At 53.8% G+C, this 26,251-nt stretch carries 38 protein-coding genes, 2 tRNA genes and 1 pseudogene; 6 read left to right on the top strand and 35 right to left on the bottom strand.

The genetic code is table 11. From position 1 onward, the window contains the following. Positions 1-80: 80 nt before the first annotated feature. The 13 genes from G3578_RS09895 to G3578_RS09835 all read right to left on the bottom strand — a co-directional run bounded on the left by G3578_RS09895 (position 81) and on the right by G3578_RS09835 (position 9,256). Positions 81-293: a hypothetical protein gene (locus G3578_RS09895; protein WP_165212130.1), complete on the bottom strand. Its 213-nt coding sequence runs from the start codon at positions 291-293 to the stop codon at positions 81-83. Between the two features lie 14 nt (positions 294-307). Then, positions 308-601, bottom strand: coding sequence for a hypothetical protein (locus G3578_RS09890; protein WP_165212128.1), 294 nt, complete (start codon positions 599-601; stop codon positions 308-310). A gap of 12 nt (positions 602-613) precedes the next feature. After that, positions 614-1,144 (bottom strand): crossover junction endodeoxyribonuclease RuvC, encoded by a 531-nt coding sequence (locus G3578_RS09885; RefSeq protein WP_346773994.1) that lies wholly within the window; start codon positions 1,142-1,144, stop codon positions 614-616. A gap of 251 nt (positions 1,145-1,395) precedes the next feature. Further along, the gene (locus G3578_RS09880; RefSeq protein WP_241254549.1) at positions 1,396-2,346 is read right to left on the bottom strand and encodes a PD-(D/E)XK nuclease family protein; all 951 of its coding nucleotides are present in this window, start codon (positions 2,344-2,346) and stop codon (positions 1,396-1,398) included. Between the two features lie 17 nt (positions 2,347-2,363). Continuing rightward, a complete protein-coding gene (locus G3578_RS09875) occupies positions 2,364-5,216 on the bottom strand; it encodes a DNA polymerase (protein ID WP_165212126.1) in 2,853 nt (950 codons plus the stop codon). Between the two features lie 7 nt (positions 5,217-5,223). Further along, complete coding sequence (locus G3578_RS09870; protein WP_165212124.1) at positions 5,224-5,778, bottom strand: hypothetical protein; 555 nt, start codon at positions 5,776-5,778, stop codon at positions 5,224-5,226. Beyond that, entirely contained in the window at positions 5,778-6,191 is a 414-nt protein-coding gene (locus G3578_RS09865) for a hypothetical protein (RefSeq protein ID WP_165212122.1), read from the bottom strand. Before G3578_RS09865 ends, G3578_RS09870 begins: the two co-directional genes overlap by 1 nt. After that, positions 6,151-6,435, bottom strand: a complete 285-nt coding sequence (locus G3578_RS09860) for a hypothetical protein (protein ID WP_165212120.1) — start codon at positions 6,433-6,435, stop codon at positions 6,151-6,153. Before G3578_RS09860 ends, G3578_RS09865 begins: the two co-directional genes overlap by 41 nt. A 12-nt stretch (positions 6,436-6,447) precedes the next feature. After that, positions 6,448-6,603 carry a hypothetical protein gene (locus G3578_RS09855; protein WP_165212118.1) on the bottom strand — a complete coding sequence of 52 codons (156 nt, stop codon included), beginning with the start codon at positions 6,601-6,603 and terminating at the stop codon, positions 6,448-6,450. Between the two features lie 18 nt (positions 6,604-6,621). Then, entirely contained in the window at positions 6,622-7,350 is a 729-nt protein-coding gene (locus G3578_RS09850; protein ID WP_165212116.1) for a single-stranded DNA-binding protein, read from the bottom strand. A gap of 349 nt (positions 7,351-7,699) precedes the next feature. Beyond that, positions 7,700-8,257: a hypothetical protein gene (locus tag G3578_RS09845; protein ID WP_165212114.1), complete on the bottom strand. Its 558-nt coding sequence runs from the start codon at positions 8,255-8,257 to the stop codon at positions 7,700-7,702. Further along, positions 8,254-8,418 (bottom strand): hypothetical protein, encoded by a 165-nt coding sequence (locus G3578_RS09840; RefSeq protein WP_165212112.1) that lies wholly within the window; start codon positions 8,416-8,418, stop codon positions 8,254-8,256. Before G3578_RS09840 ends, G3578_RS09845 begins: the two co-directional genes overlap by 4 nt. Positions 8,419-8,647: 229 nt before the next feature. Further along, a complete protein-coding gene (locus tag G3578_RS09835) occupies positions 8,648-9,256 on the bottom strand; it encodes a hypothetical protein (RefSeq protein ID WP_165212110.1) in 609 nt (202 codons plus the stop codon). Here G3578_RS09835 and G3578_RS21285 point away from each other — a divergent pair. Both G3578_RS21285 and G3578_RS21375 read left to right on the top strand, forming a co-directional pair. Next, complete coding sequence (locus G3578_RS21285; protein ID WP_346773987.1) at positions 9,138-9,662, top strand: helix-turn-helix domain-containing protein; 525 nt, start codon at positions 9,138-9,140, stop codon at positions 9,660-9,662. The genes G3578_RS09835 and G3578_RS21285 overlap by 119 nt on opposite strands. Positions 9,663-9,692: 30 nt before the next feature. Continuing rightward, positions 9,693-9,938, top strand: coding sequence for a helix-turn-helix domain-containing protein (locus G3578_RS21375; protein WP_165212108.1), 246 nt, complete (start codon positions 9,693-9,695; stop codon positions 9,936-9,938). Positions 9,939-9,996: 58 nt separating this feature from the next. Here G3578_RS21375 and G3578_RS09820 read toward each other — a convergent pair whose 3' ends face one another. The 20 genes and pseudogenes from G3578_RS09820 to G3578_RS20895 all read right to left on the bottom strand — a co-directional run bounded on the left by G3578_RS09820 (position 9,997) and on the right by G3578_RS20895 (position 22,601). After that, complete coding sequence (locus G3578_RS09820; protein WP_481752736.1) at positions 9,997-11,013, bottom strand: toprim domain-containing protein; 1,017 nt, start codon at positions 11,011-11,013, stop codon at positions 9,997-9,999. After that, positions 10,994-11,206 (bottom strand): helix-turn-helix domain-containing protein, encoded by a 213-nt coding sequence (locus G3578_RS21370; RefSeq protein ID WP_481752735.1) that lies wholly within the window; start codon positions 11,204-11,206, stop codon positions 10,994-10,996. Before G3578_RS21370 ends, G3578_RS09820 begins: the two co-directional genes overlap by 20 nt. A gap of 82 nt (positions 11,207-11,288) precedes the next feature. Beyond that, positions 11,289-12,635 carry an AAA family ATPase gene (locus G3578_RS09815; protein ID WP_165212104.1) on the bottom strand — a complete coding sequence of 449 codons (1,347 nt, stop codon included), beginning with the start codon at positions 12,633-12,635 and terminating at the stop codon, positions 11,289-11,291. Between the two features lie 3 nt (positions 12,636-12,638). Further along, positions 12,639-13,133 (bottom strand): hypothetical protein, encoded by a 495-nt coding sequence (locus G3578_RS09810; RefSeq protein ID WP_165212102.1) that lies wholly within the window; start codon positions 13,131-13,133, stop codon positions 12,639-12,641. A gap of 281 nt (positions 13,134-13,414) precedes the next feature. After that, positions 13,415-13,741 carry a BC1872 family protein gene (locus G3578_RS09805; RefSeq protein WP_165212100.1) on the bottom strand — a complete coding sequence of 109 codons (327 nt, stop codon included), beginning with the start codon at positions 13,739-13,741 and terminating at the stop codon, positions 13,415-13,417. Further along, the gene (locus G3578_RS09800; protein WP_206529602.1) at positions 13,738-14,532 is read right to left on the bottom strand and encodes an ATP-binding protein; all 795 of its coding nucleotides are present in this window, start codon (positions 14,530-14,532) and stop codon (positions 13,738-13,740) included. The genes G3578_RS09805 and G3578_RS09800 overlap by 4 nt, the downstream gene beginning before the upstream one ends. 43 nt (positions 14,533-14,575) lie before the next feature. After that, entirely contained in the window at positions 14,576-15,019 is a 444-nt protein-coding gene (locus G3578_RS09795; RefSeq protein ID WP_165212098.1) for a YopX family protein, read from the bottom strand. Positions 15,020-15,038: 19 nt separating this feature from the next. Next, positions 15,039-15,434, bottom strand: a complete 396-nt coding sequence (locus tag G3578_RS09790) for a hypothetical protein (protein WP_165212095.1) — start codon at positions 15,432-15,434, stop codon at positions 15,039-15,041. Further along, on the bottom strand, positions 15,421-15,726 hold the full coding sequence (locus G3578_RS09785; protein WP_165212092.1) for a hypothetical protein: 306 nt from the start codon (positions 15,724-15,726) through the stop codon (positions 15,421-15,423). The genes G3578_RS09790 and G3578_RS09785 overlap by 14 nt, the downstream gene beginning before the upstream one ends. Beyond that, positions 15,716-16,216 carry a hypothetical protein gene (locus G3578_RS09780; protein WP_165212089.1) on the bottom strand — a complete coding sequence of 167 codons (501 nt, stop codon included), beginning with the start codon at positions 16,214-16,216 and terminating at the stop codon, positions 15,716-15,718. Before G3578_RS09780 ends, G3578_RS09785 begins: the two co-directional genes overlap by 11 nt. Continuing rightward, entirely contained in the window at positions 16,213-16,554 is a 342-nt protein-coding gene (locus tag G3578_RS09775; RefSeq protein ID WP_165212086.1) for a hypothetical protein, read from the bottom strand. The genes G3578_RS09780 and G3578_RS09775 overlap by 4 nt, the downstream gene beginning before the upstream one ends. Positions 16,555-16,560: 6 nt before the next feature. After that, positions 16,561-16,998: an ead/Ea22-like family protein gene (locus G3578_RS09770; RefSeq protein WP_165212083.1), complete on the bottom strand. Its 438-nt coding sequence runs from the start codon at positions 16,996-16,998 to the stop codon at positions 16,561-16,563. After that, positions 16,995-17,312, bottom strand: a complete 318-nt coding sequence (locus G3578_RS09765) for a hypothetical protein (protein ID WP_165212080.1) — start codon at positions 17,310-17,312, stop codon at positions 16,995-16,997. The genes G3578_RS09770 and G3578_RS09765 overlap by 4 nt, the downstream gene beginning before the upstream one ends. 615 nt (positions 17,313-17,927) lie before the next feature. Next, on the bottom strand, positions 17,928-18,797 hold the full coding sequence (locus G3578_RS09760) for a hypothetical protein (protein ID WP_165212078.1): 870 nt from the start codon (positions 18,795-18,797) through the stop codon (positions 17,928-17,930). After that, a complete protein-coding gene (locus G3578_RS09755; protein ID WP_165212075.1) occupies positions 18,787-19,806 on the bottom strand; it encodes a ParB N-terminal domain-containing protein in 1,020 nt (339 codons plus the stop codon). Before G3578_RS09755 ends, G3578_RS09760 begins: the two co-directional genes overlap by 11 nt. Before the next feature lie 153 nt (positions 19,807-19,959). Next, complete coding sequence (locus G3578_RS09750) at positions 19,960-20,418, bottom strand: helix-turn-helix domain-containing protein (protein ID WP_165212072.1); 459 nt, start codon at positions 20,416-20,418, stop codon at positions 19,960-19,962. Between the two features lie 308 nt (positions 20,419-20,726). Then, positions 20,727-21,764: a tyrosine-type recombinase/integrase gene (locus G3578_RS09745; RefSeq protein WP_165212069.1), complete on the bottom strand. Its 1,038-nt coding sequence runs from the start codon at positions 21,762-21,764 to the stop codon at positions 20,727-20,729. Positions 21,765-21,944: 180 nt separating this feature from the next. Further along, positions 21,945-22,020, bottom strand: a tRNA-Val gene (locus G3578_RS09740). Positions 22,021-22,053: 33 nt separating this feature from the next. Further along, positions 22,054-22,130, bottom strand: a tRNA-Ile gene (locus G3578_RS09735). A 111-nt stretch (positions 22,131-22,241) separates the two neighbouring features. Next, a pseudogene (locus G3578_RS20895) lies at positions 22,242-22,601 on the bottom strand (DUF2085 domain-containing protein). 25 nt (positions 22,602-22,626) lie between these two features. On the opposite strand from G3578_RS20895, the gene G3578_RS09720 reads away from it, so the two are divergent. Beyond that, positions 22,627-22,845: a hypothetical protein gene (locus G3578_RS09720; protein ID WP_165212060.1), complete on the top strand. Its 219-nt coding sequence runs from the start codon at positions 22,627-22,629 to the stop codon at positions 22,843-22,845. A gap of 486 nt (positions 22,846-23,331) precedes the next feature. On the opposite strand, the gene G3578_RS09715 is transcribed toward G3578_RS09720, so the two are convergent. Then, on the bottom strand, positions 23,332-23,892 hold the full coding sequence (locus G3578_RS09715; protein ID WP_165212057.1) for a phosphatidylglycerophosphatase A family protein: 561 nt from the start codon (positions 23,890-23,892) through the stop codon (positions 23,332-23,334). Positions 23,893-24,100: 208 nt separating this feature from the next. Here G3578_RS09715 and G3578_RS09710 point away from each other — a divergent pair, with 208 nt between their 5' ends. Next, entirely contained in the window at positions 24,101-24,829 is a 729-nt protein-coding gene (locus tag G3578_RS09710; protein WP_241254548.1) for an alpha/beta hydrolase, read from the top strand. A gap of 8 nt (positions 24,830-24,837) precedes the next feature. On the opposite strand, the gene G3578_RS20710 is transcribed toward G3578_RS09710, so the two are convergent. Next, entirely contained in the window at positions 24,838-24,996 is a 159-nt protein-coding gene (locus tag G3578_RS20710; protein ID WP_206529601.1) for a hypothetical protein, read from the bottom strand. Between the two features lie 177 nt (positions 24,997-25,173). Between G3578_RS20710 and G3578_RS09705 the strand changes: the two genes are divergently transcribed. Both G3578_RS09705 and G3578_RS09700 read left to right on the top strand, forming a co-directional pair. Then, on the top strand, positions 25,174-25,683 hold the full coding sequence (locus G3578_RS09705; RefSeq protein WP_165212054.1) for a 2'-5' RNA ligase family protein: 510 nt from the start codon (positions 25,174-25,176) through the stop codon (positions 25,681-25,683). Positions 25,684-25,755: 72 nt separating this feature from the next. Further along, positions 25,756-26,205 carry a GNAT family N-acetyltransferase gene (locus G3578_RS09700; RefSeq protein WP_481752734.1) on the top strand — a complete coding sequence of 150 codons (450 nt, stop codon included), beginning with the start codon at positions 25,756-25,758 and terminating at the stop codon, positions 26,203-26,205. Positions 26,206-26,251: the final 46 nt, after the last annotated feature.

Genomic DNA, 26,251 nt, shown 5'->3' with positions numbered 1-26,251 from the left:
CTCGACCTCCGCTAACTCTTGCCGGAGATAACGGAGGCGGCGTGTTTCAAAAGGCGTATCCCAGTCGTCAAAGTGACGGGTCACTGTTTGGTCACGCGGGGCATTCCGCTGAACACGAGATTCGAGAACACGTCGATAAGCACAACGGAGGCGAACGCCTTCCAGAACCCGAACTCGACTTCGAACAGGAACTCGACCAAAATCGAGACGAGCCACGCTGTTAACGAGACAGTCGCGAACCATATGGCTACCGCGAGAATCACCGCTACAACAAACGCGAGGGAGTCTTTCATCAAAACGCCTCCCTTTAATAGCCGTCGAATTCCGGCATTTGGTCGAATTGCCACTTTTGCATCGTTTTTACTTCGAGTTCGTAATCAGGAAAGATCGGATATGTCCCGTCGATCCAATCTGAAACGGAAAGTACGTGATTCATAAACGCCGCAACCTTGTTTTCTTCATCGAAGGAGAAAGTACCACCAGAAGATTCGTTCATATCGTGAATCATATCAAGTAAAGCCTCGTGAGCGTTGGTAAAGGTTGGCCCCGTACCTGCAGGAATAATCGGAGTAAATGTTTTGATCTTCGTGCAATCCAGCATCAAAACGCCTCCTCAATGATCAATCAAATCATTCGCGATCAAGTACGCCAGTACCACGGCGCATGCATCGCTTTCATCATCGGTCGCGAACCGGTAATCTTCCGTGAGCCCGAGCAACCGCCGGACCGCCGCGGCGACCTCCGCTTTTTCCGCCTTGCCGTTGCCGGTCACCGTTCGCTTCACGCTAGATGGCGTTAGGTTTGCGTTAACCTCGTATCCGTATCGTGAAAGCGCCCGATCGACCGCCGACCACGCCCCGTGAATCTTATCGTTCTGCCGATAATCTCGCGCTGGCGGCCACGTCTCGCGCACGATGGCCTCGAACGGGCCCGCCCGTAGCTGCTCGCGCAAGAACAGGAGCGTGTACGCCTCGATCAGTTCGTAACGCAACGCTTGAGGGTCGTCAGACCCCGTTTTTACGTGCGCCGTCGTGATGAGGCGCGGCTTCCGGTCGGCGACCTCGATTACCGCGAATCCTGGCGAGGATAACGAAAGGTCGAGGCCGAGATATCGTAACGCTTTACTTTTTGTAGCCCTCGAAATTATCCGGCACCTCCCGTCCCATGCATGCGCCAGTACAATAACACGGACCGCTGTTTGGGCATGTCACCGTTCGTACCTTCGGGAAACATCCGCATGAATGTTGAGAGGGCGGCGGGAGGATTCCGTGCCAAATCGCAGGCGCATAGATTGGCGCACCACTTTCCCAACGTAATCGCCATAAGTCATATTCGGTGTATCCTGTTTCGGGGTTACCCCATCACTTTCGTATACTTCGCGGAGAATGTATCCCACTACGCAACGCCCCTTTCGCGCACCGCTTTAATAAACTCGTACGCTTCCCAAAATTGCGCCTTCTTCCACTCCGGAAGCCTCGACCGCATCATCGCGCGCGCCTGCCGTTGAATCTCCGCGTACTCCTCGTCAGACAACGAGAGGGCGCACGCGGTCTTATAGTTATTAAAGGTCCACTTGTCGAGTTCCAACGGTGGCGGCGTCCCGTCTTTCACCGCTTGCACCACGCTCGCCAATTCGTCGAGGAGCGCGGCGCGGTCGTCGTCCGTTACCGTGATATGGAACGCGACCAAATCCGGGTTCTTCGCGTACTCCTCCTCGGTCATCGCCCAATCCTTTTTCGCGGCGTTGACGTAGACGATGAGGTAATCGTCGAGTGGCGCGTACATTTCCGTATACACCACCGTTTGCACAACGTGCTTGCCTTCGGCCTCACGCATCGATCCGGTCTTGCCGGCTGTTGTCTGCTTGCTCTTCAGTTCCAGACCTACGCGTCGACCGTCCTTGTAGCGCAGGATTCCGTCAGGCTTGCCGTAGAGGGCGAACCGGTGGCCTCCGTGTTCAACGACGTGGAGGCGCGTGGCGAAATCCTCCCAGGCCGGGTAGCCTTCCGGCGTGCGCTCAACGGTGAATGGCGGGACCTCCCCGAACATCTTCTCGTAATGCTTTTCGATGAACAGGAGGTCGCGCTGGATCATCGCGCCGATCGCGGTGCCCAACCGGGTCCAGCGGCCCTGATGTGGCGGCCGGATCTGTACGTCCTTCTTCGCGCCGCGCAACTTTTCGTATAGCTCGCGTTTGCACGCGTTAGCGCTCGACGGGGAAAAGTACGGTTGCGATTTGAAATCGAAGAAACGGCGGGTCCGCAGAATTTTCGCTTGCTGTTCATGGATCAACGCGTCAAGTTGGTCGTCCCAAACTTCGGGCGCGGAATGATACCGGTCGAGCATCGCTTTGAAATCTTCCGCTAATTGAGAGATAAGGCATCGTCCTCCTCTTCGGTATTGAACCAGTCCTCCGGTTTTACTTCGCGCATCCAGCACGGTTCGATTACGGTGTCACACGCCAATGGAACAAGCAGATCCACCGTGTTCGTCATAATGTCGTCCAGTAGCGCGGTAGCCTCCGGTGTCATCTGATCGTTGGGCACGCTGAACTTCAACTCGTCGTGTAGCGTCAAGTTGAACTCCCAACCGCGTGCCAAAACGCACTCGTAATACGCTCGGATCATGCAGAGTTGCAGAATGTTAGCGCCCGTGCCCTGGATCGTATGGTTAAACGCCTGACGTTCGGCGCGACCCGTTTCACGAATAAGCTGCCAGAACTCGGTACATTCATCGCGGCTGAGTCGGCGAGACTTTTTCCCGAGGTCCGGGTCGTTCTTGCCATTGATCCCCGCCTTTTTCATCAACGCGCAGAGCCGTTTCCATTGCGCTACATATTGCGGGAACCTCCGTTTCTGACCCCATAAAGTCGCGACCCATCCGTGCTTCCGCAGGTGTTCGAACGTTGTCTCAACCATGCGTTTGAATCCCGGGAGTACCTCGTCAAACTTCGCGTAAGCCCGTTTCGCGGCCTCCTCGGACACGCCTCGCTTGACGGCCGTTTTCACGAATTGTTCAACGGCCTGACCGTACCCCTCCGCGAGAAACATATCCTTCATCAGCTTGCGGTAGGGAACCGCAGCAATTCCGGCCTTGTACGCCTTCTCTTCGCACAGTTCCCGCGACACCTCGAACAGAATGGCCGCGAATTCTACGTACGGGTCGAGTCCTTTCCGATACATCTCCGCGAAAATCTCGTCGCCGAACTCGGACGCCATTCGATGCGCTTGGATACGCGGTTCAATCGAGGAGAGGTCGCTGCCCAAGAACGTATAACCGGGTGTCGGTTCGAACGTCATCCGGACGCGCAGCCCCTCTTCGTTACGCGACGGGATGTTTTGAACGTTGGTCCCCTTGCTCACGCGCTCCTCGCACTCGACGAGCATCTTCATTACAGTGAGGTAATTCTCGTCTGTTACATATGCGGGCTTAATCTTGTTCGGCTTGCCCTTATAGCCGCTGGACCCGTAACGACCGGTCGAAACTGTTCGGAGCTGCGTATGAAGGCGGCCGTCCACGTCAATCGCATCCGGGATCTTTTCGATATACGTCCCGATAAGCTTCTCGTACTTCGAATACTCGGCCAGCGGCGCGAGCCCCGGTTCGTCTTCCGCGTATGCCTGCAAAACGTCGGATGACACCGCGCGTTCCTTCGTCTTGTCCTTGACGATTTCTTTCGTCCGGTCCGGAATGCCCAGGTAATCGTAGACGAGGTACGCGACGTGATCATCAGAGGACAGCTTGAACTCGCGGATAAAGTCCGGTGCGTTCTGCGGAATCGCCGCCGGTAGCTCCTCGGACTCGTACCGGCGCAAGCGTTCCTTCAACTCTGCGTATTTCTTCGTTTTCGGATTCGTGGTCGCGAGCTCTCGTTTGCAGCGCTCGATCATTTCGTGGCGTTTTTCGATGCGCTTTCGTTGCTCCTCGCACCACCTCGTGATCTTCTCGCCGCGGAGAGCCATCGACATCTTGTAGAGGAACGCGTCGTCGATCTTGTACGCTTCGAACAGTTTCCGGCGCGCCTCGTCGCGTTCCGGACGGTACTCCTCGCCGAGCGCCGCCAGCTTCACCAGGTTGACGTTGAACCCGGTACGCTCGATTGTTACGTTCACTTCAGGGAGGTACTGCCGTATCTCGAAGTACGGCCGGTAGAGGTTGTCGTGCGCGAGCATCATTTCGATTTGCCAACGCGTCAGATACCAACCTTTATGAACGTCCTTGATCGCGTAGATGCCGACAACCTCAATCGGGTGGAGCATCGGATTGGAGTCGCCGAACAAATCCTCGTAAGTGTAATCGTCGAACTCCACGTCGAACATCGACTTAATCGCGGCCTTATACTTCGTGACCAACGGTTTCAACGAGTACGATTCCTCGTGGTCGTAGAGGATGAACTGCGCATCCTTCGAGTCGTACCGGACACCTCGTGGTCGAAACCCATCATTGGTCAAAATCGACAAGTCGAACTCCGCGTTGTGGAACGCTTTGATGTGCCGGGCGTCCTCCATAAACGCCCGGATCACATCTAACGCAACCGATCGGGTACACTGCTTCTCTCCCGTCAAATGCCCGTAGGCGACGTAATAACCTTCGTCGAGCAACGGGAGCCAGAACGAGTAACCGCCGGAAAGATCGATCATTTTGTCGAGTCCGGAGGTTTCCGTGTCCCACGCGGTAAACGATTGGACCAACGGGATTTCGATACCGCGAGAGAGGAGTTTGCGCCGGATGTGTGTATCGTTGAATAGGCGGAACACTTTCCGGAACCAGGGGTCATCTTTTTGGCGGCGCACCTCCTCGCGCAGCCGGTCCATCATTCGAGCAAGATCACGGTCGTCCGTGATAATGTGATAGTTTGCGGGCTTGGTGCGCAAAGTCTCGGCGATTCTCTCTTTACGGAGAGCCTCGTCACGTTGGCGCATGACGGCGGCTCCCATCGAGAGCACTTCGCCCTTCGTCAGCTTCTTACCGGCGTTACTCGAGCACCTGCCTATCGTGCCCGAGAAGAACGCCTCCTTCGCCGCGTTGTACAGTTCGCGCTCCTTATCCGTGAGTTTCAACGCGCCGATCCGTTCCCACGCCTGCTCGATCGTTTCCTCGACCGCCGCCTTCTTCCGTTGGGCCTCCGTTATCCGCGCTTTCTTTTCGGTGTCCTCTGCGGTCGGCGAACGGAGATTCAGACGCAATTGGACGTTAGGCCTTGTGGCGTTAGCCAATGTTGTGTCACCCTTTCAGGTTTACGACGGACTCGACGGGGGCGACGAGTTCGTATTGGTGGGAATACAGTTCTCCGTTGGCTCTAACACGAAGTTTTTCGAGTCTGTTGTCCCATTCGAGGATTCCGATGGTACCAACGGGATGACCTCCGACATCATCTAAAGTCTTTACGATATCCCCGACCTTAAACTCGCCAGGCTTGCGGCCGATCTTCGCCCACTTTTCCGCGTTATCATCGCGTTTTGCCTCCGCCAACTGCTTTTCGAGTTCCTCGAGTTTCGCTTTGGTCGCGGCCAGTTCGGATTCGAGCGCGGCGAGGTCGGCGGTTACCGGTTCGATAGGCTTAACGTGGCCCCATGCAATCGGACACCAGCGCCTATCGCCGCCGTCATCGATGAAATACAGGCCGATGTAATCTTCTCGTACCTGATATACGTTGCCTACTGTTACATCCCCGCTCTTGACAACTGCCACAACCATGTCCCCATTCCGTACGTCACGATCAACCTTCCGGTACTTCTTCCCTTCGTGAACGATAATGCCGTCCTTGAACGCAGTCATCAAACCGCCTCCTTCGTTTCTTTTCGAATCCCCACGGTCAACTTCCGCCACTTCGCGTCGATATTGTCCGGCGAGACCCAATACTCGCCGATCTCCCGGTTCTCGATCACGTACACCGCGTCGTCGAGCACCCCGATAAGGTAATCGCAGTCATCGCGCGTGTACGCCTCGCCATTCGTTCGCGTCGCGTATACCACGTACGCGTTCCGGTCGGGCCGGTACCTCGCCGTCTTGACCTGGTACGTGGCCCATTCGCCGGTCACCGGATCGCGCGCCGCCAGGTCGTACGATTCTGCCGCGAGGGGCCGGGCCACTTCGTAGCCAGCCGCCAGCAGCGCGGTCGCCGCGACCAGCTCGGAATGGGCGCCGATATTAGTCGATTGGTTCGCCATCCGGTTCCTCCTCGTCGTCAAGATCGATCTCTACCAGGTCGCTTACCACTTCGAACCCCTTTGCATGCGTCCCGAACCCAATCGGCGGCTTCTCGTCCTCTTTCGGCGCGTTAACCCCGACGTGGAGGTCGATGTCGTATTCGTCCTCGGCGTCAAGCGTGTCGAGGAACATTCCGATATATACGGCCGTCTGCGGCAGTTCCTCCGCCTTGTTCACGTTGATCGCGAGCGTCAGCTTCTTTTCTCGTTGGATTGCTTGCGCCACCAGACCGCCTCCTTAGTCGGTAATCTTATCTATGAAATCCGATGCGAGGTAACCGACCACCACCGCAACGATAGAGCGCGAGTAATCTAATCCGGTAATAAAGGAGATAAACACCGCGAGTAAATTAAACATAATTACCGCGATGAGAACCTCGATTATTTTCGCCATTCAACCGCCTCCTCTTCGTTAGAAATTCAACAGCACCGACTTGTCAACGTGACCGTCCGTTGCCTTTTCGAGGATCTCCCGGATGTCGGCCTCGTCGCGGAAGTTCGCGAGCTCCTCGTAATTGATCTCGGGGCTGCCGATGAACGCGCGGGCGGCTTCAAGCGTGGCCTCGTCAAGTTCCCCGGACTCCATCGAGTACGACTTGCCGTCCGCCGTCTTACGGATGACTACCGCATCTCCAACCAACGTATAATCCTTGTTAAACTTTTTCGCGGCCTTCTCGAGCTTGTCGTAGTCGTCGATCAGTTTGCCCGCGTGGAACTCCTTCAAATCGAGCACGCGCCAGGTCCCGTATTCCGGATCGTACACCGGCAGCATGAAGTAGAGTTTCCGTTTTGCCTTCGCGCGGCACGACAGGCATACGGAGCCGTTCGGCTTCACGTACTGGTCGAACAGGTCCGGCGACTCCTCTTTCGACGCTGGCGCGGCGTGCGGGCTGTGCAGGCACGTATGCTTCTGTACGTACACTTCGCGCGGGGAGAATTGGCCGTCCTCATGCACGTAGTAGAAGAACCACATGTCGGGTTCCGCGAGGGGCACGAACGTCTTCCCGTCCTTGAGTTCCTGGCCGAGTTTGACGTACCGCGTGACACCTTCCGGCAGGCCTGCGTTGATTCCTCCGCCAGCCCCTTGCGCCGCCTTGTCGCGTGCCTCTTCGCGTTCCTTCAATTTGTTGCGGATGCTCATCGTTTCACATCGCTCCTTATCGTATAGATTTCGTTCGAGCGCCGGACATTCCCGCGCCCGCGAGACGGCATCAGCGGGGCCATCGGGTTGATCCGTCTCAACCGTCCGATTATCCCTGCGCGAGTCGATCGGTCTCAACTAGCGCCGACACCGCCTTGCCGACGCGTGAAGCGCCGGGATTACAAGACCCCCACATCGCCGCGTGTACGATGTCCGACAGATAACAGTCGATCACATCTTCTGATTGATGCGATGTGCTGCGATGCCGAGTCGATTTTCAACGGTACGAGGAACTCTTCCGCGTCCCAACCGACAGTTAAGAAAACCCTTACCATCTGATAACCTCCCTTCACATATACGCAACCACCGTTTTCGCCACCGCTCGCTTTTCGTTTTTGACCGCGAGCAGGTCTGCGTCAAGCTGCGTAAAGTATTCGTTAATCGCGTTGATCCTCGCCTGGCACGCGAGTTTGGTCGCCAGGCTTCTCGCGCGGAGCAGCCGGAGTTGCAACGCGGCTTTTTCGATGTCGAGATCCGCCTTGGTCAGCGCGATTCGACGCTCAAGTATCGACTCCTTACGTTCGATCTTGCGGAGATCACGGGTGACCATTTCGTGAATCTTATCGCGTACAGACGCTTTTGGCGTCGCAGGGTAAACGGTGATTACACAGTCTTCATGCGGATCAACCGCGAAGGCAATCCCGTTATATCCGAAAAGGCGCGTTGGCTTGCCCTCGCCCGATATGATGTTCGCGATGAACCGGGCCTTGCGGAAGTTCAACCGGACCCACTCCTCGGCGGTCTGGCGCGGGACTCGGAAATCCCGCACCGCCTCGTCGATTGCGTGTTGAGTGACGGTGATTTTCCGGGGCGTAACGTTGGCCCCAGCGGCAACCGCGAAGCTCATGCGATCCTCACCGCCTGGATCACGCCTCCGCGCGGAAGGTAGTCGGCCGGGTCCTCGTCTGGTCCCGGAGCCCCGTTGTAATCGAGCGTTGCGTTTTCGTAGATTCGCGAAACCATTTCGTAGTCATTTCGTATAATATCGTAAATAGAGATTCGTCTCATGAATATATCGCCTCCGATTCGTATAACTTTCGTGTAATTGTCGAAAATTTCCGTGACAAATACGCTTGACAAGTAGATGCCAAACTAATAAGATAATAAACGTAGTTGTTTTTATCTGGAAAAAACCTACAATGTGTTGATTATGGTTATCAACGTTGGTTATACTTAGTCATGAGGACGGAATCGACGCGTGATGCCTAAACGCGCCAATTCCTGGTCCTCGAAATTGTCAGGCTGATCCAGCCAAGACAGCCTGACAATATGATCTGAAGCGTGTAATGGTTCGTCGATGAGATTCGGATTTACCTCCGTACTGTTGCGCCAACAACAGTGCAAGTTCCGAATCGTTATCAAATCCGATGAGCCAAGCGTTGAGGATCGTGGTCTTTTTGGGATCGCCCTTCGCCAAAAGGGCGATTTTTTCTTGAAGCCTTTCTCTCTCACAAACCATCGACTCGATGTCCGCCAATACATCTTCAAATTCGATGGTTCTTTTTCTCTCTTCGTCAACATCTGTTCGCCCAGTAATAAATTCGTACGATACTTGTATTTTTCGTCGTTTACTTCTGTTTTTAATAAAATGCCTTCGTGCGTCCCTGAGTCTGATTTCAATTTGCCAGCGCAGATTGCCTTTTGACTCGTCATACTTCCGGATTGCTTGTTTGATCAGATTATAGCAATACGCCTCAAATGCAACTTCGTCGTCAATCAGGTGTCTGATGGTTTTTGAAATCCGCTCGATTACTGGCATGAATCGTAATAAGATATCGAGCTCGGATTCTGGGCAACCTCTCTGTGCCATCAAAGCGAGGGTATTCAGTTTGTCAGAGTTAACCATCTCATCACTCCTTTTCTTTGTTCCTAGTTATATACGCACAGCAAATTGCCATTTTGGGACATGTGCGCATAATTTTTTTTCTAAAAATTATCCTCCTTTCACAAAAACAGGTTATAATGACATTATATACCTCATATCTATGTTTGTGAATGAGGTTTTGTGCATGGATGGAGGTGAATTCTATATGATTAGTTACGAGCCTCTTTTCCGCACCCTAGAGTCGAAAAATGTGAAGCTCATGGATCTTGTCCGAGATTGCAAACTAGCATCCGGTACTGTTGCTAAATTCGCAAAGAATGAGTCCGTAAGGTTAGACATTATTGACCGGATATGCCGCTATCTTAAAGTACCGATAGAAAGGGTGGTGGAGATAAAATTAGAAGACGTGGTTACCAATAAAGATTAAGTCTGATCAACTAACACGGGGGTACTTCCGATGCCGTTTGTAGCCCGGAAGTCCCTGTTGAAGCGCCGCCTCAAAGAAGCGAAAAAGACGCAGGCTGCTTTGGCAAAGTGGCTACGCGTATCTAGGCAACGCGTCAGTGACTGGGCGAACAATCGACGCCCTATCCCCTTAAACACACAGAAGGATATCGCCGAATTTTGTAGCTGCCACATCGACGATCTGTGGGAGTGGGAATGGGTTCCGAGGGCGGAAGAAGACAGGGACATGAACGAGTAGACTTCGTTCTACTCCGGGCTTATTGTACCCCAAATTTGGGTACATCGTATGGCTTATTTTAGCAAATCTTTGTCGAATCTGTCCCGCGAGACTTGTCGACTTGTTGCGACAAAAGAGGAAACTTGTACCAATTGACAGGAGCAGCTCTTTCTATGTACCCACGCAACTCGTCCAAGTCCGTGATCTCGTTGACGTCCTTATACGTCTCCGGAAACTCCACCGACAGCAACTCGCAGTATCCCGTCATCTTCTCGATTACCTGCTCTCGCAACTTCTTTCCTGCCTCATCGTTGTCCGTCGCGATGAGCAGCCGTTCGATCGGACTCCTCCGGATGACCTCCGCCTTCTCCTCGCTGAATAACGCCCCCCCGACCGCAACCGCCGGGAAACCCGCGGTCATGACGTACATCGCGTCAATTTCCGCTTCAACCAGGACGGCCACCTTCGCTCGTTTTCGGTAGATTGCGTCTATTCCGTAAACGAGCTCGCGAATGGGCCAGCCTCCTTTGACGTACCAGAACGCTTTAGAATCGACGCGACGGAACTTGACGTTGCCAAGTGAACCGTCCGGAAGGAACCACGGAATCGTTATCGCCTTTCTTTTTATATCGTATCCGACCCGCATTTCCTTCTGTACCTCCGGACTTATTCCGCGTAGGCACAAGTATGGATGTTCGCAGTCCCATGCGTTTAGTATTCGTGGGTCCAACGGCTGCCTCCGCTCAGGCAATCGGAGGACTCCCGATAGGTCTAACGTTAGGTTCTCGGCGTCTCCCGTTGCCTCCCCGTACTTCCATCGTAGATACTCCTCCGTTTCCTCCTCGGTTTCGTTACGCAGGAACGCGAGGAGCTTCACGATGCCACCGCGTCGGTACTCGGGATCGGTCGCGCCGTAGTCGCCCCAATCGCCAGCACGCGCGCCGGTTACGGGATTGTTCGCGAGCCATACGTAGAAGGACGGCGTGCCGTCGTAGCGAAACGGGGAGGCCGCGGTTAACTTGTCGGGTGTCCATGTGGCTCGTTTCCACGGGAAGGATTCGAGTTCGGCACGGACATCAATTTTCAGATTCGTCACCCCTTTCCGGTGGGTTGCCGAAGACTCTAACCGCGCCGCTATAGGTGACAAGCCATGTACCGCCGGATTTACGGGCCTCTTTATCGGTGAAGATGCCGCGTTGACAGTACACCTTAGTGGTACCATGTGATTTTCCCCACTTCCTGTCTACCTCTGCCGCAGTTAGCACTTCTTCAATACAATCCTTGTACATCTTCATTACCTCACCATAGTTTCTAATAAGGAACTTTGTCTACATTGTAACTGTTCCCAATTAGGAACGCAAGTGGTTAATATCAAAAAATGCTAACGAATTGTTTTGCCGCTTCCTCCCCCGTTTCTATCTCGCGAACAATCCCATAGTTTGGTAGGTATAATACTTCGACTCGTATTCCCTCGCCGCCGTTTCGCCCTTTGTTCAACTGGATAACACCGATACCATCCAGCGTGTCGATGCCGAGCGTGAGCGCGGAATCCTCCAGGAACTGTTTGCTTTTCTTTAGTTCTGCGCGAGTCGGTGGCCGCAATTCCCGGTTTCCTTCGTCGTCTTTATCATCGCGAACTTCATCCGCTTGCGTGATGCCGTGAATGACCGTCTGCGTCCTCCCGGCCAGCGCACGTAATTTCATCGACGTTGCTGCCGCATCACCGCCCGCTGTTTTCGACGTGTTCTTCTCGTAGTGCATGTAATAGTACGGGTCGATCACGACGATGTCTGCCTTCGTCGCGAGAATATCCGCTTCTAGGTCGCGTACTCGCCGCGAGGTGAAATCCGGATGATCGGCCGCACGCAGAACGATGTTTCCCGGAATCATCTCGTTTAACTCCGCAAGAAATTCTTCGAAGCCTTTCTCGAACTCTTCCGGCAGCTTCCCGGTCAGCAACGCCCGGTTCTCGAAACCGGCTTCGTAGTCCACTCCGTCGATCTTCGCGATGCACTTACCGAGTCGAGCAGATACTGACGAGTAAGCACGCGCCAGCCATTCGAACCACGACATCTCCATCGCCCACACGAGAACGGTTGCGCCCTGGAACGCGGACTCTATCGCCTCCTCCATCGTGAATACGGACTTGCCGCGGCCAGATCGACCGTACCACGTATACATGTTGCCGGAAAGGTACCCGCCTATTTCGCGGTTGATTGTCGGAAATTTCGAGCGCCAAATCTTGAACGAACGTCCTTCCTTGCGTTTGCGATATTCGTCAAGAAACGCATCCGTGTCCCGCTTGATGTCCGTTCCCACTCGATTACGAACACTTGTTCTCATTTTAACGCTTTGGACTTCCGAAATCAACCAGTCCGAAAACTCTTCCGGGGACATTTCCGTGAACTTCTTCCCGAACTCATGGCTCGTCAGGAACTCGTGAAGCTGCCGTTTACCCGCGCCCTCCTTCACCTTCCGCGCCAGGTACTCGACGCTATCGCCCACTTCCGGCATGTACGTGAACCCCTTGACTTCCGCGACGACCGTCCGATAGTCCGGAGCGCGCCCACCGTTCACCTCCGCATACTCGCGGATAAACCGGTAAGCGGAGCGCTCGGCCTCGGTCCCGAAATGTTCCTCGCGGATATCGAACCGGATAAGGGCGGCAGGGTCATTCACGTCAATAATTTTCGAGAGTAACTGTTCGCCGTATGCCATCGTTTATTTCGCCTCCTTCCGTTTGTGTAATTCCGCCATGATCGCGTCCGCCCTCCGTTTGTACACCCGGCCACCAAACGCGCGGTCCAGCGCCATGTAATCGGCGTACATTTCGATGAGCTCCTCGGGCGTCATGTTCGCGTAGTCTCTGCGTACATTTCGCGTATCGTTTCCGTTTATATACGCCTCTCGCCTGTCCGCATCGGAGATGATCGATTCCGGCGCAAACGTAAACGTAATAACGTAATCGATCGGCTTCTCGGGAAAGAAGTACACGGCACTTAGATCGGGCGGCCCAACGAGCGTCATGTCCTCTTCGGCGGCTTCGATCACCTCGAACACTCCGATAATGTCTACTGGTCCCACATCGTAATACAATTCGGTTATCGTTCCGGACGCGTCCGTATATTCACTGACCGTGTACCCGAGGACTTCGTATACACGATTACCGTAGCCTTTGACGGTAACACGGTCGCCGATCTTGAAGCGCGGCTCCATCCGGCCACCTCCATCATAACACGGGGTTTTCCTTTCATTTTTACTAAACTCGTTTTTCTATTCCGTTACATTCTGTCTTTTTCCGTTGGATTCGGTTTAATTGTGTCTAGTGTGGTGATTTTTGTGAAAAAAGTGCTTGACAAGTTTTCCGTTTAATTAAAGCGAACGGCGCAGCGCGTGCCACTCGATCCAGTGGCGCGTGAACTCCTTTTCGGCCCGGACTTGCTTGCGAACGGCGCGTCTCATGCGCCAGCCGTGGTAATGTAGTAGGATGGCGCGTATCATTCGGTAGCCTCCACCGCCTTTATCGCAACGTTGCAGATGGCTTCTTGGGCAGTTGGTGCTGTCGCTTCATACTCATCAGCATCGTACCTACCGACATAAAATCGCCACTCTTCCCCTTCTTTCATCAAGCAAACAGCATCAAATTCTTGTTCCAGCTTTTTCACAATCATCCACGCATCGGCTTTGTTTTGGAGTGGGTTCCAGTTCCCTCTACGACAGATGACTTTCCCGTCGTGATACCAATAGTCCAGCTCTTGCAAGTCCCGTTTCTCCCACCCCATCACCTTCGTTGCCAGCGTTTCAATGATCTGCTGTTCGGTCATTTTCGAACCCCTCTTTTCGATTCGCCTTTAAACGTCACGACCGCGCATTGGTCCCGCACCCGATCCGCCAGCCGCGCGTCAAACACTTGCGCGAGCTCATCGATTGGCACGTTCGAGGTATAAACGGTCGGCAACCGATTCGTCACCCGATGGTTGATTATCGCGTGTAAGTCCCCGCGAAACGCATCGGTCGCGTCCCGGACGCCTATATCGTCCATCACGAGAAACGGCGCGGCCTTAGCGTGTTCCATCGAGCGGTAATACGCATCACTCGCTGGCTCCGCGATATGGTCCGGGACCCTCGGCCGATTGAACGCGTTGAACAACGTCTGCCACTCGTTTACATCGAGGAAGTATACCGGCCGCTGCAGCGGCTGCCTATCGCGCTTTAATCTGCCGATATAGTGCGCGATGAGATACGTGTTGGCAATCGCGGCGGCCGTCGTCGTCTTGCCGGTACCAGGCTCGCGCGAATAGAGGTATAGCGACTTAATCCGCCTGTCGGCGGCTTCTGGTCCGCCCGCGTCCGGTTCAAACTGGCGGTCGAACGTCGCGATATACCGGTCCACGATCGCGTAGGCTGCCGCTTGATCCCGGCGCGCGACCGAGGTGGCTACCGTTACATGGCGGTAGTCGGACGGGATGTTCGCGGCACTCACTCTACCACCTGCGCCGGACGCCCCGTGGAGGGCGATGAAGTGCGGGCAAAGGCGGGTGCATATCGCAGGGTCATCCGCTGTTTTACACGGGCCGCGAAGGATACATGCACTTGCGTTAGTGCTTTGCGTCAAGCGCGATCACCTCCGAAAGGTAATGTACATCAGAAAGGGAAAATCACACGCGCTTTTCGGATTGAAGCAGCTCCGGGTTCTCGTAGATGTTGCCGATGACTTCTAAATCTTCATGAGGAACAAAAGCAGTTATCATCCCTTTACCTATCCGTATAAATCGAAATCCTGGCTTCTCTGAGGTCCAACGAACGCCGTCTGGTGATTCAGTAATTACTGCTTCTTGATATATCACCTTTAATATCTCATCACCGTAGACGGAGACCCTTCGATGATTCCTTACAAGATCCCCCTCATAAATCTCCCGACCGTTCTTGTCGTGGAGGCCGGTGAATTGCATGACCGTCATCTCGCGCCAGTCCGGGTCTTCTGTAGCGACAAACAGCTTCCCGTAAGACAGTCCAGTGATCAGGTCATGTTCTTCGATTGCGTCACCATCAAACATTCGTTTCTTTTCCTCGTCCCACGCCCGAAACTTGATTTCACGCATTCTTATCGCTCCTTTCGTTCTATAGCCAATCAGCCAATTCTTCCGCCGTCATCTCATGCCTTACATCGTCGCCCCGATTCACACGCGCCTCCGCCAGCACTTTCGGCAGCACCCGCGCCCTCATATACGTGTACATGAACGTGAAGTTAAGACCGGGATACTCGCGCTTTGGCTTATACTCGCGGAAACACTCGTCAATAAACCGTTTGACCACTTCCGGACCGTGCTCGGTGATCTCCCGTTTAATCATGCCTTGCTCGGCCCGCCAACCGCCCCGGCCCGGCACGTACGGGATGCCGTAGAGTTCCGCGTGGCGGTCGGACAGGTACGCGCAGAAGGTCGTCGTGTTCCAGTCCGCCACCTCCCGTTCGCGCCACGCTTTGGCGGGCGGGAGGTTACGTTTAGCTTTCGGCACCCTTTCTCGCCCCCTTTTCGATGATGGCGTGAAGCCTATAAATTTCCGCACGCAACCGTTCTTTCTCGGCATCCTCCGAGTAAATGACGTGCGTTATCGTTTGAATTTCCGATTGCAACCGCGAGTTCTCCGCTTCCAACTCGGCCACGCGGTCGTTCGCCGCTTGACCGTGCCGTGCGGTTCTCTTTGCGCGCCGGACCAATTCGTCATAAGTCGGACGCTCCTCGCCTTTCTCCACGCGGTCGAAATACGCGACTACACGCTTCCAATACTGCGTGTTCTCATTGGTCATCGGCGGTTGCCTCCTTTCTCAACGCCATTTGCGCCATTTGACGCAAGGAATGCGGGGATTCCACGAAGCGAAATATCGGGCTGACCGCAAAGTATTCGAGAACCCCGCGCAACCGATCGACTTCCGACTCCAAGCGCTTGCAGTTCTCGTCAGCCACCACGTACATATTAAACGCGAGATCCCGTTCATTCTCGGCTTTCAGAGCCCTCTCAATCGCGTGAGGCCATCCGGTGCGGGCTTCGGCGAAAAAGATTGCGTCATCATCGGACTTAAAACGCGCAATTAACGCATCGTCCAACGTCGTATCTACATACTCCGTAAACACTTCGTATCCATCTGTATTGAGAGGACCCGGAGTTGCCGCGTTGCATATTGATAAATCGTGAAGGAGATCACGCTTATCAATGCGACGAGACGCTATCGCCGAACATTCTTTCGTACAATAACAGGGTTCACCACTTTTGGGACAATCGAGCATGAAATCGGTCATTTCACGACACCTCTGATCGTTTCCATGATTTCGCGGATCGCGTAGTATTCGGGGTTGACCACGTGAAGAATCCCCGAGCCACCTGCGGTAAGTACGGTACCGAAGCAAACTACAATAACTGCCAGAACAACTATTCGAAGATCATCCCATTCGTCAAAATAGCGAAATGCCAATCGGATCAGCCAAATCGCTAGAGCGGCGAATACAAAAGCCACCAAGATCGCAACGACCCCTTCCGCTAACTGCTGCCGCACGAGCACGCCATAAACGTGTTCCGCCGCGACCCCGAGTTTGACCGCCATTTGTTCGAGGTATTCCGTGATTTTGTCCGTGGTCATTGCACATCACCATCCTTTTTCGATTCCGAGTTCTTTTAACGTAGCGCTGGCGCGTTGGCCGCCATCTTCTTCTGCGACCGAAACTACTATTTCGGGATACTCAATTCGCGTCAAACGCCCTTCGGTCCAGTTGTCCGTTTTCGCATACCAACGCAACGCATCGATCAACTTGCGCTCGCGTTCATACGCCGCCTCCAACGCGTCAAGCAATCGCGGAATGTCCGTGCGGGCGTGGGCGATGAATTCAGCGTCGTGTTCGCCGTTTTCGTAGGTATCCCCGAACATTATTAGCGTGTCTGCGAGATATGACCCCTGCGGAACGAAATCGTACTTACCGTTTAATACCTTCGCATTACTCCACCGCCACGGCCCCGGCGTTGCCCTCTCGGCGCGCTCGCGGATCGCGGCGATCACCTCCGGCGTCGGCCGATCTTCTCGCGTCATATCGTCTCAACCTCCCCACGCCATTCTACCGTTTTCAATTCGTCATCTTCGTAATACGCGTCTAAATCTTCGTAAAATACTGTGCCGGATACGTGAAGAAGTTTCCGCGCGGCAAGTTCGATGGTATTCTGTAATCCCGGCGTTGATGAAAATTCCGCAACATATTCGTCAATTGCCGCAAGAGACTCGTTAATCCCGTTCAAAATCCGTAAACGCAAATCGTCTCTCCGCTCCACCCGCTTTATCTCCGCCGTCTGTTCCGGATCAAACAGAACGTAAGGGCGACCGCAGATGATCGGCGGTTTCGTTGTCATTTCGCAACACCTCCGTAAAGTTTCGCGGCATGTTGCGCCGCCTTCGACTGACTTAACGGGGCGCCCACATGGATGCATTCACGAACAAACTCCGGGTCGCAATCGCTACTCGGAATACCGAGCGAATGCAGCCGCCAGTGGACTAGTTCGTGCAGAAGGTTACCGAGAACTTGTTCACGCGATAACTGTTTGTTCATGTACGAGTTGAAGCGTATCTCACGGAGCCCCGTCCTGTCCGACCACACGTAGTATGCCATCCGACGACGCCAGCGTCCGGGCATAAGTCGAATCGTGCCCGTATAATCCACGCCCCAATGTTTACGGCACATTTCGTTCGCAGCCGCGTACAGTTCGTCTAGCGTTAGGTTACCGTTGGTCATTTCGTTACCTCCTCGTATAGTTATCGTCTGAGACCGTCTATACGCCGCGTAGAGCGTTTGGTTTACGTGAGGGTACACGTAATATACCCGCGAGGCAAACGCGGCTTATAGGGCGGTTCTAGCGCGTCTGGCGATGTGTTTGCGAAGCCCAGGCGTGGAGTAGCCGCAATTTGGTGCGCGGGGTGAGGCGACGCCAGGTTCCGGTGAGAATGCGCATTGGGATCGGCTCCTTTCGTTAGTGAAGTGCCTCGTACCGTTCAACCTTTTCGGCAATCTTGTGGAAATCCAACCCTAACGTATTGATTAAGTGCGCGATGAAACCTTCAGAGAACTCTCGGGTAGCTGCACGTTTCAGCTCAAGCGCGTTGTCGTCCTTATGCTTCTCTCGGAGTGACGGCTTAATCAATCCATCGCTAACGTCATACGAGACGCGATCCGCTTGGTCGATTAGTTCCGTGATAAACGGCTCTCTACGCTGAAAGTACGGAACATCTCTCCACGCTTCGATGATATAATCACGGAAATTTACGAACTCACCCGCTTGCTTAATCGCCAGTGGATCACGAACATCGACACCAAGCGCCTTCATTGTCGCGTCAAATCGTTTATTTTCTCTGCTGAACCGTTGTACTAGCGCTACTTCCGTGGCGATTCGGGTGTCATCACGCATGTCTATACCGGCGATAAACGCACAAAGCGCGCTTTCTGTCAGGGACGCGTCCTTGAACGCGAAGTAAAGGTCCACATCTTTCTTTCCCTTTTGTTGAAGAAGAGCACGAACACCAGGGAAGTTCCGCAGCGCGTACTCGACAACAGCCGCCGCCCGGTTATGTGCGTTGCGCAAGTCAAACTCGTACAGTTTCCCGATGGCATGTGCGTACTCCTGGGCCGCAAGATTCGCCGTAAATAACTTAATCAATCTTGCATGCTCGCCCTTACCAACAACGCCACTTTCGTAAATCGGGGTGGTCACGTACGACGAATGAAGCACTAAGTCGGCAGCGCGCTCCTCCGCGATTAATGCCTGAGACTTCCGTTTGTCGCTTTCTACCCGTACTTTGTAGCGTTTGTAAACCGTTTTACCAACATTCAGCCTATTTCTCATCGTCGTATTCCTCCTCCATCATTTCGACTTTTCTGATGCTTTCCTCCGATTTGGAGTGCTCAAACATCTGTAGTGACGCGGCATATATTGCGCGCTCGGCTTCTCGCATCTCGTAGCGTTCTAACAACCGCAGTCCGCACTCGACCAACAACTTCACCTGGCCCATGTATGCAGAAACGGTTTCGTCGTCGGACTGATCGAGTAACTCGTAATCAAACGCGAGATGGCGAACGAACGTGGGCATTTCGTGCTTGACCTTGTGCCGGATAATGTTCGCGGGAGTCAAGCTACTTTCGGAATCGTCGACTGGCGGCGCGGTGTCTGCGCGTTTCTGCGCTATTTCCGCGGCTTCTTCCGCTAACTTTCGTAGGTCTTCTCGTGGTTTTTGCGTAGATTCACCGTTAGCAATCGCCTCGTCGCGTTTCATTTGCGCGTAAACGGTGCCGATTTTCACCTCCTTGCCGTTTTCGTCGTAGCCGTTGAAGAGGCGTTGATAAAGGTCGGGGCGTTTGCGTTTGATGGTGATTGCCTGTTGGACGGGTTTGACAGAGATTCCTAGTCTGGCAGCAATAATCTCTCGTGTCTCCTTCCTACCCTCCGAACCTGGGTTCGTAGGGTCGGTGGGTATTCCCGCTTTCATTCGCAATTCTGCCTCCTCAAACAACCCCTCGGCCTCCGCCCGGTTAATCTCGATACACACCCGCTGCCCGATCGTCAGTGTGTCGTGTTCGAGCTTGTCGGCGATAATCCGGGCAGTTACTTGTTCGTCCGTTAGGTCTTCATAAATAACGGCAATCTCCGCGAGGCCAAGTTCGCGTGCGGCACGAAACCGGTGCTTTCCGTTGAACACGCGTCCATCAGGGAGAGCATAAATCGGGTAGAGTATCCCGTCGCGTGCCACGTTATCAAACCAACTTCTCCAACGCGCCTCGCACATCCAGGGCGATAATTTTTCCTGCAATTCGTGCTCCCTAAGCTGCGTTACTCGTACCATCTGAATCGCGGTCATACCACCTACCTCCATTCTTCGCGCCCTCAATTACACTTACGTAGTGGTCATTCAATAGTTAATAGTGACGGCGCGAAGGATATGAAATATCCTGAGCGCTATCTTTTATCTAGTTAAAAGATGGTTCTTGTTTAAAGATGGTTCTAGTTAGTGTCAAGTAGAGCCATATACGGGTCGAGCCGTGTCGGCTCCAGCGGACATGGACCCCGCCTCCCCGTCAAATATCGCGAGTTGACTAACGGGAAGCACCGTATACCGCGTGTTCTCAAACCGCTGCGTCCCGTCAGCCCGCGCTTTCGTCGCGACCACCAGCGGCCGCCCCCGCCATCTGTACGCGAGTAGCGATTTGATCCGCTTTCCGGCCGCCTGCCGAGATACGCCGAGTCTTGCCGCGATATGTTCCTGCGACGGGTAGCAATCACCGTTAGCGTCCATGAACGATGCCAGTACACAAAGCGTCTGCCATCGTTCCGCGCCCATGTCCGCGATCAAACCGGAGTTTGCGGCTTCGACGTACATCTTGACGAAGATACGCGTTTCGCGGCGGCCGGTTGTGACGGAATATTCCGACTGTGTTTCGACGGAAACGAGGTTTTGTTCTACCTCGGACATTTACGGCATCACCTCCGTTCGAACCGGTACAATTTACGGGTTCACTTATATACGCACAACAAATTTTGAAATTGGGACACCACCTCTTACATTTTTTTTCACTTCTACTCCATTAATCGTACGAAAATCTATTTCGCACAGGTTGATCTCAAATTTTCGTAACTTCCCCGCAGGTTTTGTTCGTATCTACTCACTAAAGACGCACCCCATTTTCTTTTCGCACACTTTCGGTCAAAAAAAAAATAACGCCAGCCCCGAAGGACGAGCGTTATGCACATATCAACCGTAATATCCACACTATTCACACTTTACCTGAGTATTTTCCGTTCCTTGTTCAGCTTGCCTACAACTTCATTCAACGGGGAGTATTGTTCATGCTGGTTTTTAAGCGATGCCTTTGATAAGTGGGTATATCGCATAACCATTCTCAAATCGGAATGACCGAGTATTAACTGTAAATGACGCAAGTCTCCTCCCGCTTCCAGGAACATCGTTGCTGCGGTGTGCCGGAAAAGATGAGGATGAACGCGAATAGGAAGACCTACCTGTCGAGCGTATTCCTTTAGTCGATGACGGAACTGACCGTCTCTCAGCCTTTCGCCGTAGTTCGCGAGGAAAATATAATCCGAATCAAAGTCGGTGTTCTCCTTGATTAACTCTTGTATCAGTTTTACAGTCTGGCGCTTGAGCGGCGCCATGCGGGATTTCCTGTTCTTTGATTCTTCCGCCCGAATCGTCGCCATCCCAAGATCGAAGTCAATATCCGTTTTCTTTAAAGAAAGCGCCTCATTGATCCGCAAGAATCCGTCAAGGAGCACGTTCATGAGCACGTAGTCACGGAACCCGCTATACCTACGCTGATTTGGTGCGGATAATAGCTTCTTCAATTGATCAATCGTCATAATCTGGATTTCATTATTGTCTTCCTCTACACGCTTGACTTGGTCGAACGGGTTCTCGTCGATAAGGTTTTCTTCTATTAAATATCGGAAAAACGTCCGGAGTGTTTTTAACCGTGTGTTCACGGAAGTCGCCGATAGTCCAACCGTTTGTTCCGCTTCCGATTTGAATTTGTGACCGTCGAATCGCACCTTCTCATTAAGCATCCACACAATATAATCGCGGATTAGGTCTGTAGTTACCAGCCTAACATCGTGACCATAACCTCGTAAGTCAAGGTACTTCACGAAGAAGCCATAATTTTCCCGATAACTGTCTAGTGTCCGGTCCTTTCTACCCTCTGCTACCTTCGCGTGATAAAACCGCTCGAATAACGCATCCAACGAATGATCTGACGTTACCGAGAATCGTTCGGTCTTCTGTCGTCTGCCCTTACGCTTGTCCAAATTAAAAACGCTCCCTTCCGATATTTTTCGGAACGAGAGCGTGTGGGGAACGGATGGTTCAACGTAATCACCTGCGACACCCTGCAAAACCTACGGGCAACACCCTGCGGGGTTTGTCATCGGATTGTCCATCGTACAGTCCATCGGTGAAAACGTTGATCTATCGCGGTTTTTACGGTATGGTGATCCGGACTGGGTTCGAACCAGCGACCCCCACCCTGTCAAGATGGTGCTCTCCCAACTGAGCTACCGGATCATGTTGTGAATTTGCCACTTAACCAGCTTTGATTGGTGGGCCCTGTAGGACTCGAACCTACGACCAATCGGTTATGAGCCGACCGCTCTGACCAACTGAGCTAAGGGCCCTTGCTATGCATGGTCGGCGTGACAAAACTTACTATAACCCATTTCCGGACAGATTTCAAGGGGAAAATATAGAATTTCACAAAATCCGTATAAAAAATTTTTTCACGGCGCTTATTTCCATGCCATCAACCATTGCCCAAGCAGTACAGAGCCCGATACCACCACAACAGACAGCCCCCACCCGCTTGCGATGCCGGTCATGAACCGCAATCCGTTATGGCTGACTCTCCATCCCCTTCGCTGGGCATATCCGTCCAGCACCATCGGCACATTCAACAGAATGCCCACCTATACGGGACGTACGGAAGGACAAGCGGCCGCTGGGAATGGATCGCAGCATGATGATATCCCCACTTCCGCCAGAATCAGCACTCCCCCAAAACCAAGAAAAATCCCCGTGCATCGGGCGCACAGCGGAAAAGTTTTCCCTCTCCAAAACAACGTGCGGGCGTGCAACCGATGGCAGGGCATGAAACGCAGGGTGACGATAATGGCCATGGCAATCACAATCCGGGAGCAGGTCACCATCCGGGAGAGCGCCGCCATCGCAATGACAATCGAACAATCGGTGCAGTCCTTCCAATGCCGTTTTCTTCCTGAACATGCCAGCACCCGCTTGGAGGGGCATGGCGGGTTCGGGAGCTTGGATGGGCATGCGGTTTTGGGAGCGCTGATTCTGCCGGCAACCATCCAATTTTACCGACCGACGCTGTAGATCACCCGATTGATCCCTGCTCCACCCACGACAAGCGAACCAACAAGCATCACGAAAATCATGCCGCTGCTTCCCTGCAACGGCCATCGTGCGAAATATCCATAATTTCATTTAGTTTGCAAACGGAAATGGCTCCGCCTCCAACAACCTGTCTTCCCCATAGCTTGTTGGTTTCAGTGGGCATGGCGGTTTTGGGGTGCTGATTCTGCCGGGGACCGTCTTGTTTTACGCATCAGGGCTGTTGATCACAAGATAGACCCCTGCGCCACCCGCGACGAGCGAACCAACCAGCATCAAGAAAATCATGCCGATGCTCCCCCTGCGACTGCCATCGTCCGAGATATCCATAATATGCAGACGGAGATGGTTCCTCATTCATCAACTAGGCTTCACCATGCCTTGATGTGTTTGTAGCCCAAACAGGCAAAGACCATTCCCCAACGAACCCGCAGAGAATGGTCTTCCTCCATGGTACGGCACATCTGATCAACCCGCTTGTTCGGCAGAGTCATCTTCGGCGGCCTGCTTCATATGCTCTGCCAATGCCTCTTCTTCGTCGCGCAGGCGGTGTGCCATGCGGCTGGAGGCGTTGGCGGCTATGCTGCAGACGAGGTCGTCGAGGAAGGTGTGTACTTTGCCGCTTGATTTCGTATCCAGGCGTTTGATTACGCCGACCTTTTGCTTGTCCAGATGGCCGAACGTGGTGACCGCGATGCTTCCGTATCCGAAAACCGAGCCGAGTGCCAGGGTTTCGTCGCAGCCGAACAATCCCTCATCGGAGGCGACGAGCGATTGCAGCGGCTCGGACAGCAGGCCTTTTTCCGCCAGCACGTCCAGCTCGACGCCGACCAGGATGGCATGCTGGATTTCACGTTTCTCCAGTACCGCTTCGACGCTGTCAATGCACTGCTGCATCTGAAGATCGGGATGATAGGGCGATTGCATCAGATAAACGATTTCAGCGATATCCTGAACCGATACCCCGCGTTCGATGAGACGTTGGCGGGCGGCATTTTTCACTTCGCGGCTGTGCACCTGTTTCTTCATCGTTTGATACATCCCCTTCCACAGGTAGGTGAAGACGTGTGCTTCTATAGTACCACACCGTGGGGAGATTTCGAGCAATTTTCGCAACATCCCCAAAATTCCCGCGACCGCCATCCTGACTATCTCTTCCGACTGGCGATCCTGTATAATGAAAACCATATGGGAAGATACCCTGGCGTATGCGCCGATCATGAGGAGGGAACCCGCGTTGTCATCCGTCGAGACTGAGAAAGGGACCGTTCGTGAAATCTTGCTTGCCAGCCGCCATCTGGGCACCCGCGAGCGTATGCTGATCTATACACCGCCCCGCTATTCCCTGCTCTATTCCTACCCGGTCCTGTATGTGCAGGACGGGGACGACTACCTCTCCCTGGGACGTTTGGCCACGCTGCTGGATCAGCTGATCGGCAGGCGGGAGATTACCGGCGTGATCGCCGTCTTTCTGCCCATCGACAAGGAAGAGCGGGCAAGCCGGTACCATCCCGCCGGGAGCCAGCACCAGGCGTACAAGCGGTATCTCGCCGAAGAGGTCGTCTCCTATGTGGACACCCATTACTCCACCCATCCCCTCGGTGGGGCGCGCGCCTTGCTGGGCGAATCGCTCGGCGGGGTCGTCTCGCTGTTTACCGCGCTGACCTACCCGCATACATTCGGCTCAGCGGCGTCCCAGTCGGGGGCGTTTGATGCGGAGCAGGTGGATTATGTCCTGCACGCCCACGGGGTTAACCAGCTGTCGCTTTATCTGGAGGTGGGCGAACAGGAAACCGCCGTGGAAACCGCACGCGGGATCCTCGATCTCTATGCAGCCAACCGCAACATGCGGGATGCGCTGCACAAAAAAGGGGCCACCCTGCGGTTTGAAACCTTTGCGGGTGACCATACCTGGAAATACTGGCAGGAGACGCTGCCGCGCATCCTGCGCCATTTTTACGGATAAACGCTGCCTCATTCGTCTTGCTCCGCTTCCTCGCCGGTTCGTGCCGGGGACAACAGCGTTTCCTCAAACTCCGCTTTCCGGATTGCCGTGAGCACTGAAAACGTAAGAAAAGAGAGAAACAATAAGATCAGAAAAATACAGGTCATCAATATGGCCATCTTCACCATCGTTATACCTCCCGTTACTCCATTCTTTCCCGGAGCGGGAGGAATATACGAGGGAGGGTATAAAATTACACAGGTGGCGAAATTTCTGCTAAAATAGATAAAGCGTTTTTGCTTCACAGGATCGTCCGCCTCGTCAGGGGACATGCAGAGGGTAATACATTTAAGGAGGGATTCCGTATGAAGTACAGTATTGTTGTTTTCCCGTCAAGCAAGGTACAGGAAGTGGCCAACTCTTACCGGAAACGGTATGATCCCGCCTATGCGTTAATACCTCCATATATCCGTTTAAAAGAAACGTTTGAGCTGGAGGAAGCCAAGCTGCCGGAGCTTGTCTCCCACCTGGAAAAAGTGGCCAGCAGCACAGACAGCTTCACCACCCATTTCCACCGTATCTCCAGCTTCCATCCCACCAGCAACGTGATCTTTTTTGCAATCCAAAACAAGGAGCCATACGAGACCCTGCATAAAAAAATCATGGAGCACTGCGTGAACCAGCAGGAGACCTACGCGTATGTGCCCCATTTGACCATCGGGCGCGATTTGGCCGACGATGAGCTGAAGGACGTGACCAGCCAGCTGAGCATGGTGAAGCTGGACCTGTCGTCGGAGATCGACCGTTTTCACCTCGTCTATCAGCTGGAAGACGGCATCTGGAGCGTCTACCAGACCTTCCTGCTGCGCAAGTAACGCACGGTTCGCATCCAATCCTTCCACGCTGTGGGAGGGTCGTTCTCATTTCCCGTTGAAAGGATGAATCCCATGCCCAAGACGTATGAGATCCGTCAGGTCCAAACGGATCAAGAGAAGCGGGATGCACTGTCTGTCCGCCGCACCGTCTTCATCGAGGAACAGCAGGTGCCGGAAGAGCTGGAGATTGACGAACATGACGAAGCCGGGACCCCGACGCTGCATTTCGTCGCCTATGCGGGAGACATTCCGGTTGCCGCCGGCCGGCTGCGTCCCTACGCGCCTGGCGTGGGCAAGGTGGAACGCGTGGCCGTCCTCTCCGGGGAACGCGGGACTGGTCTTGGCCGCCTGATCATGCAGGAAATGGAAGAGGCTGCAAGGCAGAACGGCTATCGCAAGCTGAAGCTGAATGCCCAATGTCATGCCCGGCGTTTCTACGAAAAACTGGGCTATGCCCCGATCGGCGACGTCTTTGAAGAAGCAGGGATTCCCCATATCTCCATGGAAAAGCCGCTCTCCTGATCAAGCAGGAAAAACCGGGCTGTCATGTTGACCATGCAGCCCGGTT

The sequence above is a fragment of the Brevibacillus sp. SYP-B805 genome (assembly GCF_011059135.1).
Lineage (GTDB): Bacteria > Bacillota > Bacilli > Brevibacillales > Brevibacillaceae > Brevibacillus_F.
This window is presented reverse-complemented; position numbering and strand designations above follow the sequence as displayed.

Excerpts from the sequence above, each read along its gene's own strand:
- G3578_RS09895 (WP_165212130.1), bottom strand. The coding sequence starts at position 293 with ATGAAAGACTCCCTCGCGTTTGTTGTAGCGGTGATTCTCGCGGTAGCC.
- G3578_RS09890 (WP_165212128.1), bottom strand. The coding sequence starts at position 601 with ATGCTGGATTGCACGAAGATCAAAACATTTACTCCGATTATTCCTGCA.
- G3578_RS09880 (WP_241254549.1), bottom strand. The coding sequence starts at position 2,346 with ATGCTCGACCGGTATCATTCCGCGCCCGAAGTTTGGGACGACCAACTT.
- G3578_RS09870 (WP_165212124.1), bottom strand. The coding sequence starts at position 5,778 with ATGACTGCGTTCAAGGACGGCATTATCGTTCACGAAGGGAAGAAGTAC.
- G3578_RS09855 (WP_165212118.1), bottom strand. The coding sequence starts at position 6,603 with ATGGCGAAAATAATCGAGGTTCTCATCGCGGTAATTATGTTTAATTTA.
- G3578_RS09850 (WP_165212116.1), bottom strand. The coding sequence starts at position 7,350 with ATGAGCATCCGCAACAAATTGAAGGAACGCGAAGAGGCACGCGACAAG.
- G3578_RS09845 (WP_165212114.1), bottom strand. The coding sequence starts at position 8,257 with ATGAGCTTCGCGGTTGCCGCTGGGGCCAACGTTACGCCCCGGAAAATC.
- G3578_RS09840 (WP_165212112.1), bottom strand. The coding sequence starts at position 8,418 with ATGAGACGAATCTCTATTTACGATATTATACGAAATGACTACGAAATG.
- G3578_RS21285 (WP_346773987.1), top strand. The coding sequence starts at position 9,138 with ATGGTTTTTGAAATCCGCTCGATTACTGGCATGAATCGTAATAAGATA.
- G3578_RS09835 (WP_165212110.1), bottom strand. The coding sequence starts at position 9,256 with ATGGTTAACTCTGACAAACTGAATACCCTCGCTTTGATGGCACAGAGA.
- G3578_RS21375 (WP_165212108.1), top strand. The coding sequence starts at position 9,693 with ATGCCGTTTGTAGCCCGGAAGTCCCTGTTGAAGCGCCGCCTCAAAGAA.
- G3578_RS21370 (WP_481752735.1), bottom strand. The coding sequence starts at position 11,206 with ATGTACAAGGATTGTATTGAAGAAGTGCTAACTGCGGCAGAGGTAGAC.
- G3578_RS09815 (WP_165212104.1), bottom strand. The coding sequence starts at position 12,635 with ATGGCATACGGCGAACAGTTACTCTCGAAAATTATTGACGTGAATGAC.
- G3578_RS09810 (WP_165212102.1), bottom strand. The coding sequence starts at position 13,133 with ATGGAGCCGCGCTTCAAGATCGGCGACCGTGTTACCGTCAAAGGCTAC.
- G3578_RS09805 (WP_165212100.1), bottom strand. The coding sequence starts at position 13,741 with ATGACCGAACAGCAGATCATTGAAACGCTGGCAACGAAGGTGATGGGG.
- G3578_RS09795 (WP_165212098.1), bottom strand. The coding sequence starts at position 15,019 with ATGCGTGAAATCAAGTTTCGGGCGTGGGACGAGGAAAAGAAACGAATG.
- G3578_RS09785 (WP_165212092.1), bottom strand. The coding sequence starts at position 15,726 with ATGACCAATGAGAACACGCAGTATTGGAAGCGTGTAGTCGCGTATTTC.
- G3578_RS09780 (WP_165212089.1), bottom strand. The coding sequence starts at position 16,216 with ATGACCGATTTCATGCTCGATTGTCCCAAAAGTGGTGAACCCTGTTAT.
- G3578_RS09775 (WP_165212086.1), bottom strand. The coding sequence starts at position 16,554 with ATGACCACGGACAAAATCACGGAATACCTCGAACAAATGGCGGTCAAA.
- G3578_RS09770 (WP_165212083.1), bottom strand. The coding sequence starts at position 16,998 with ATGACGCGAGAAGATCGGCCGACGCCGGAGGTGATCGCCGCGATCCGC.
- G3578_RS09765 (WP_165212080.1), bottom strand. The coding sequence starts at position 17,312 with ATGACAACGAAACCGCCGATCATCTGCGGTCGCCCTTACGTTCTGTTT.
- G3578_RS09760 (WP_165212078.1), bottom strand. The coding sequence starts at position 18,797 with ATGAGAAATAGGCTGAATGTTGGTAAAACGGTTTACAAACGCTACAAA.
- G3578_RS09755 (WP_165212075.1), bottom strand. The coding sequence starts at position 19,806 with ATGACCGCGATTCAGATGGTACGAGTAACGCAGCTTAGGGAGCACGAA.
- G3578_RS09750 (WP_165212072.1), bottom strand. The coding sequence starts at position 20,418 with ATGTCCGAGGTAGAACAAAACCTCGTTTCCGTCGAAACACAGTCGGAA.
- G3578_RS09720 (WP_165212060.1), top strand. The coding sequence starts at position 22,627 with ATGGCAATCACAATCCGGGAGCAGGTCACCATCCGGGAGAGCGCCGCC.
- G3578_RS09715 (WP_165212057.1), bottom strand. The coding sequence starts at position 23,892 with ATGAAGAAACAGGTGCACAGCCGCGAAGTGAAAAATGCCGCCCGCCAA.
- G3578_RS20710 (WP_206529601.1), bottom strand. The coding sequence starts at position 24,996 with ATGGTGAAGATGGCCATATTGATGACCTGTATTTTTCTGATCTTATTG.
- G3578_RS09705 (WP_165212054.1), top strand. The coding sequence starts at position 25,174 with ATGAAGTACAGTATTGTTGTTTTCCCGTCAAGCAAGGTACAGGAAGTG.
- G3578_RS09700 (WP_481752734.1), top strand. The coding sequence starts at position 25,756 with ATGCCCAAGACGTATGAGATCCGTCAGGTCCAAACGGATCAAGAGAAG.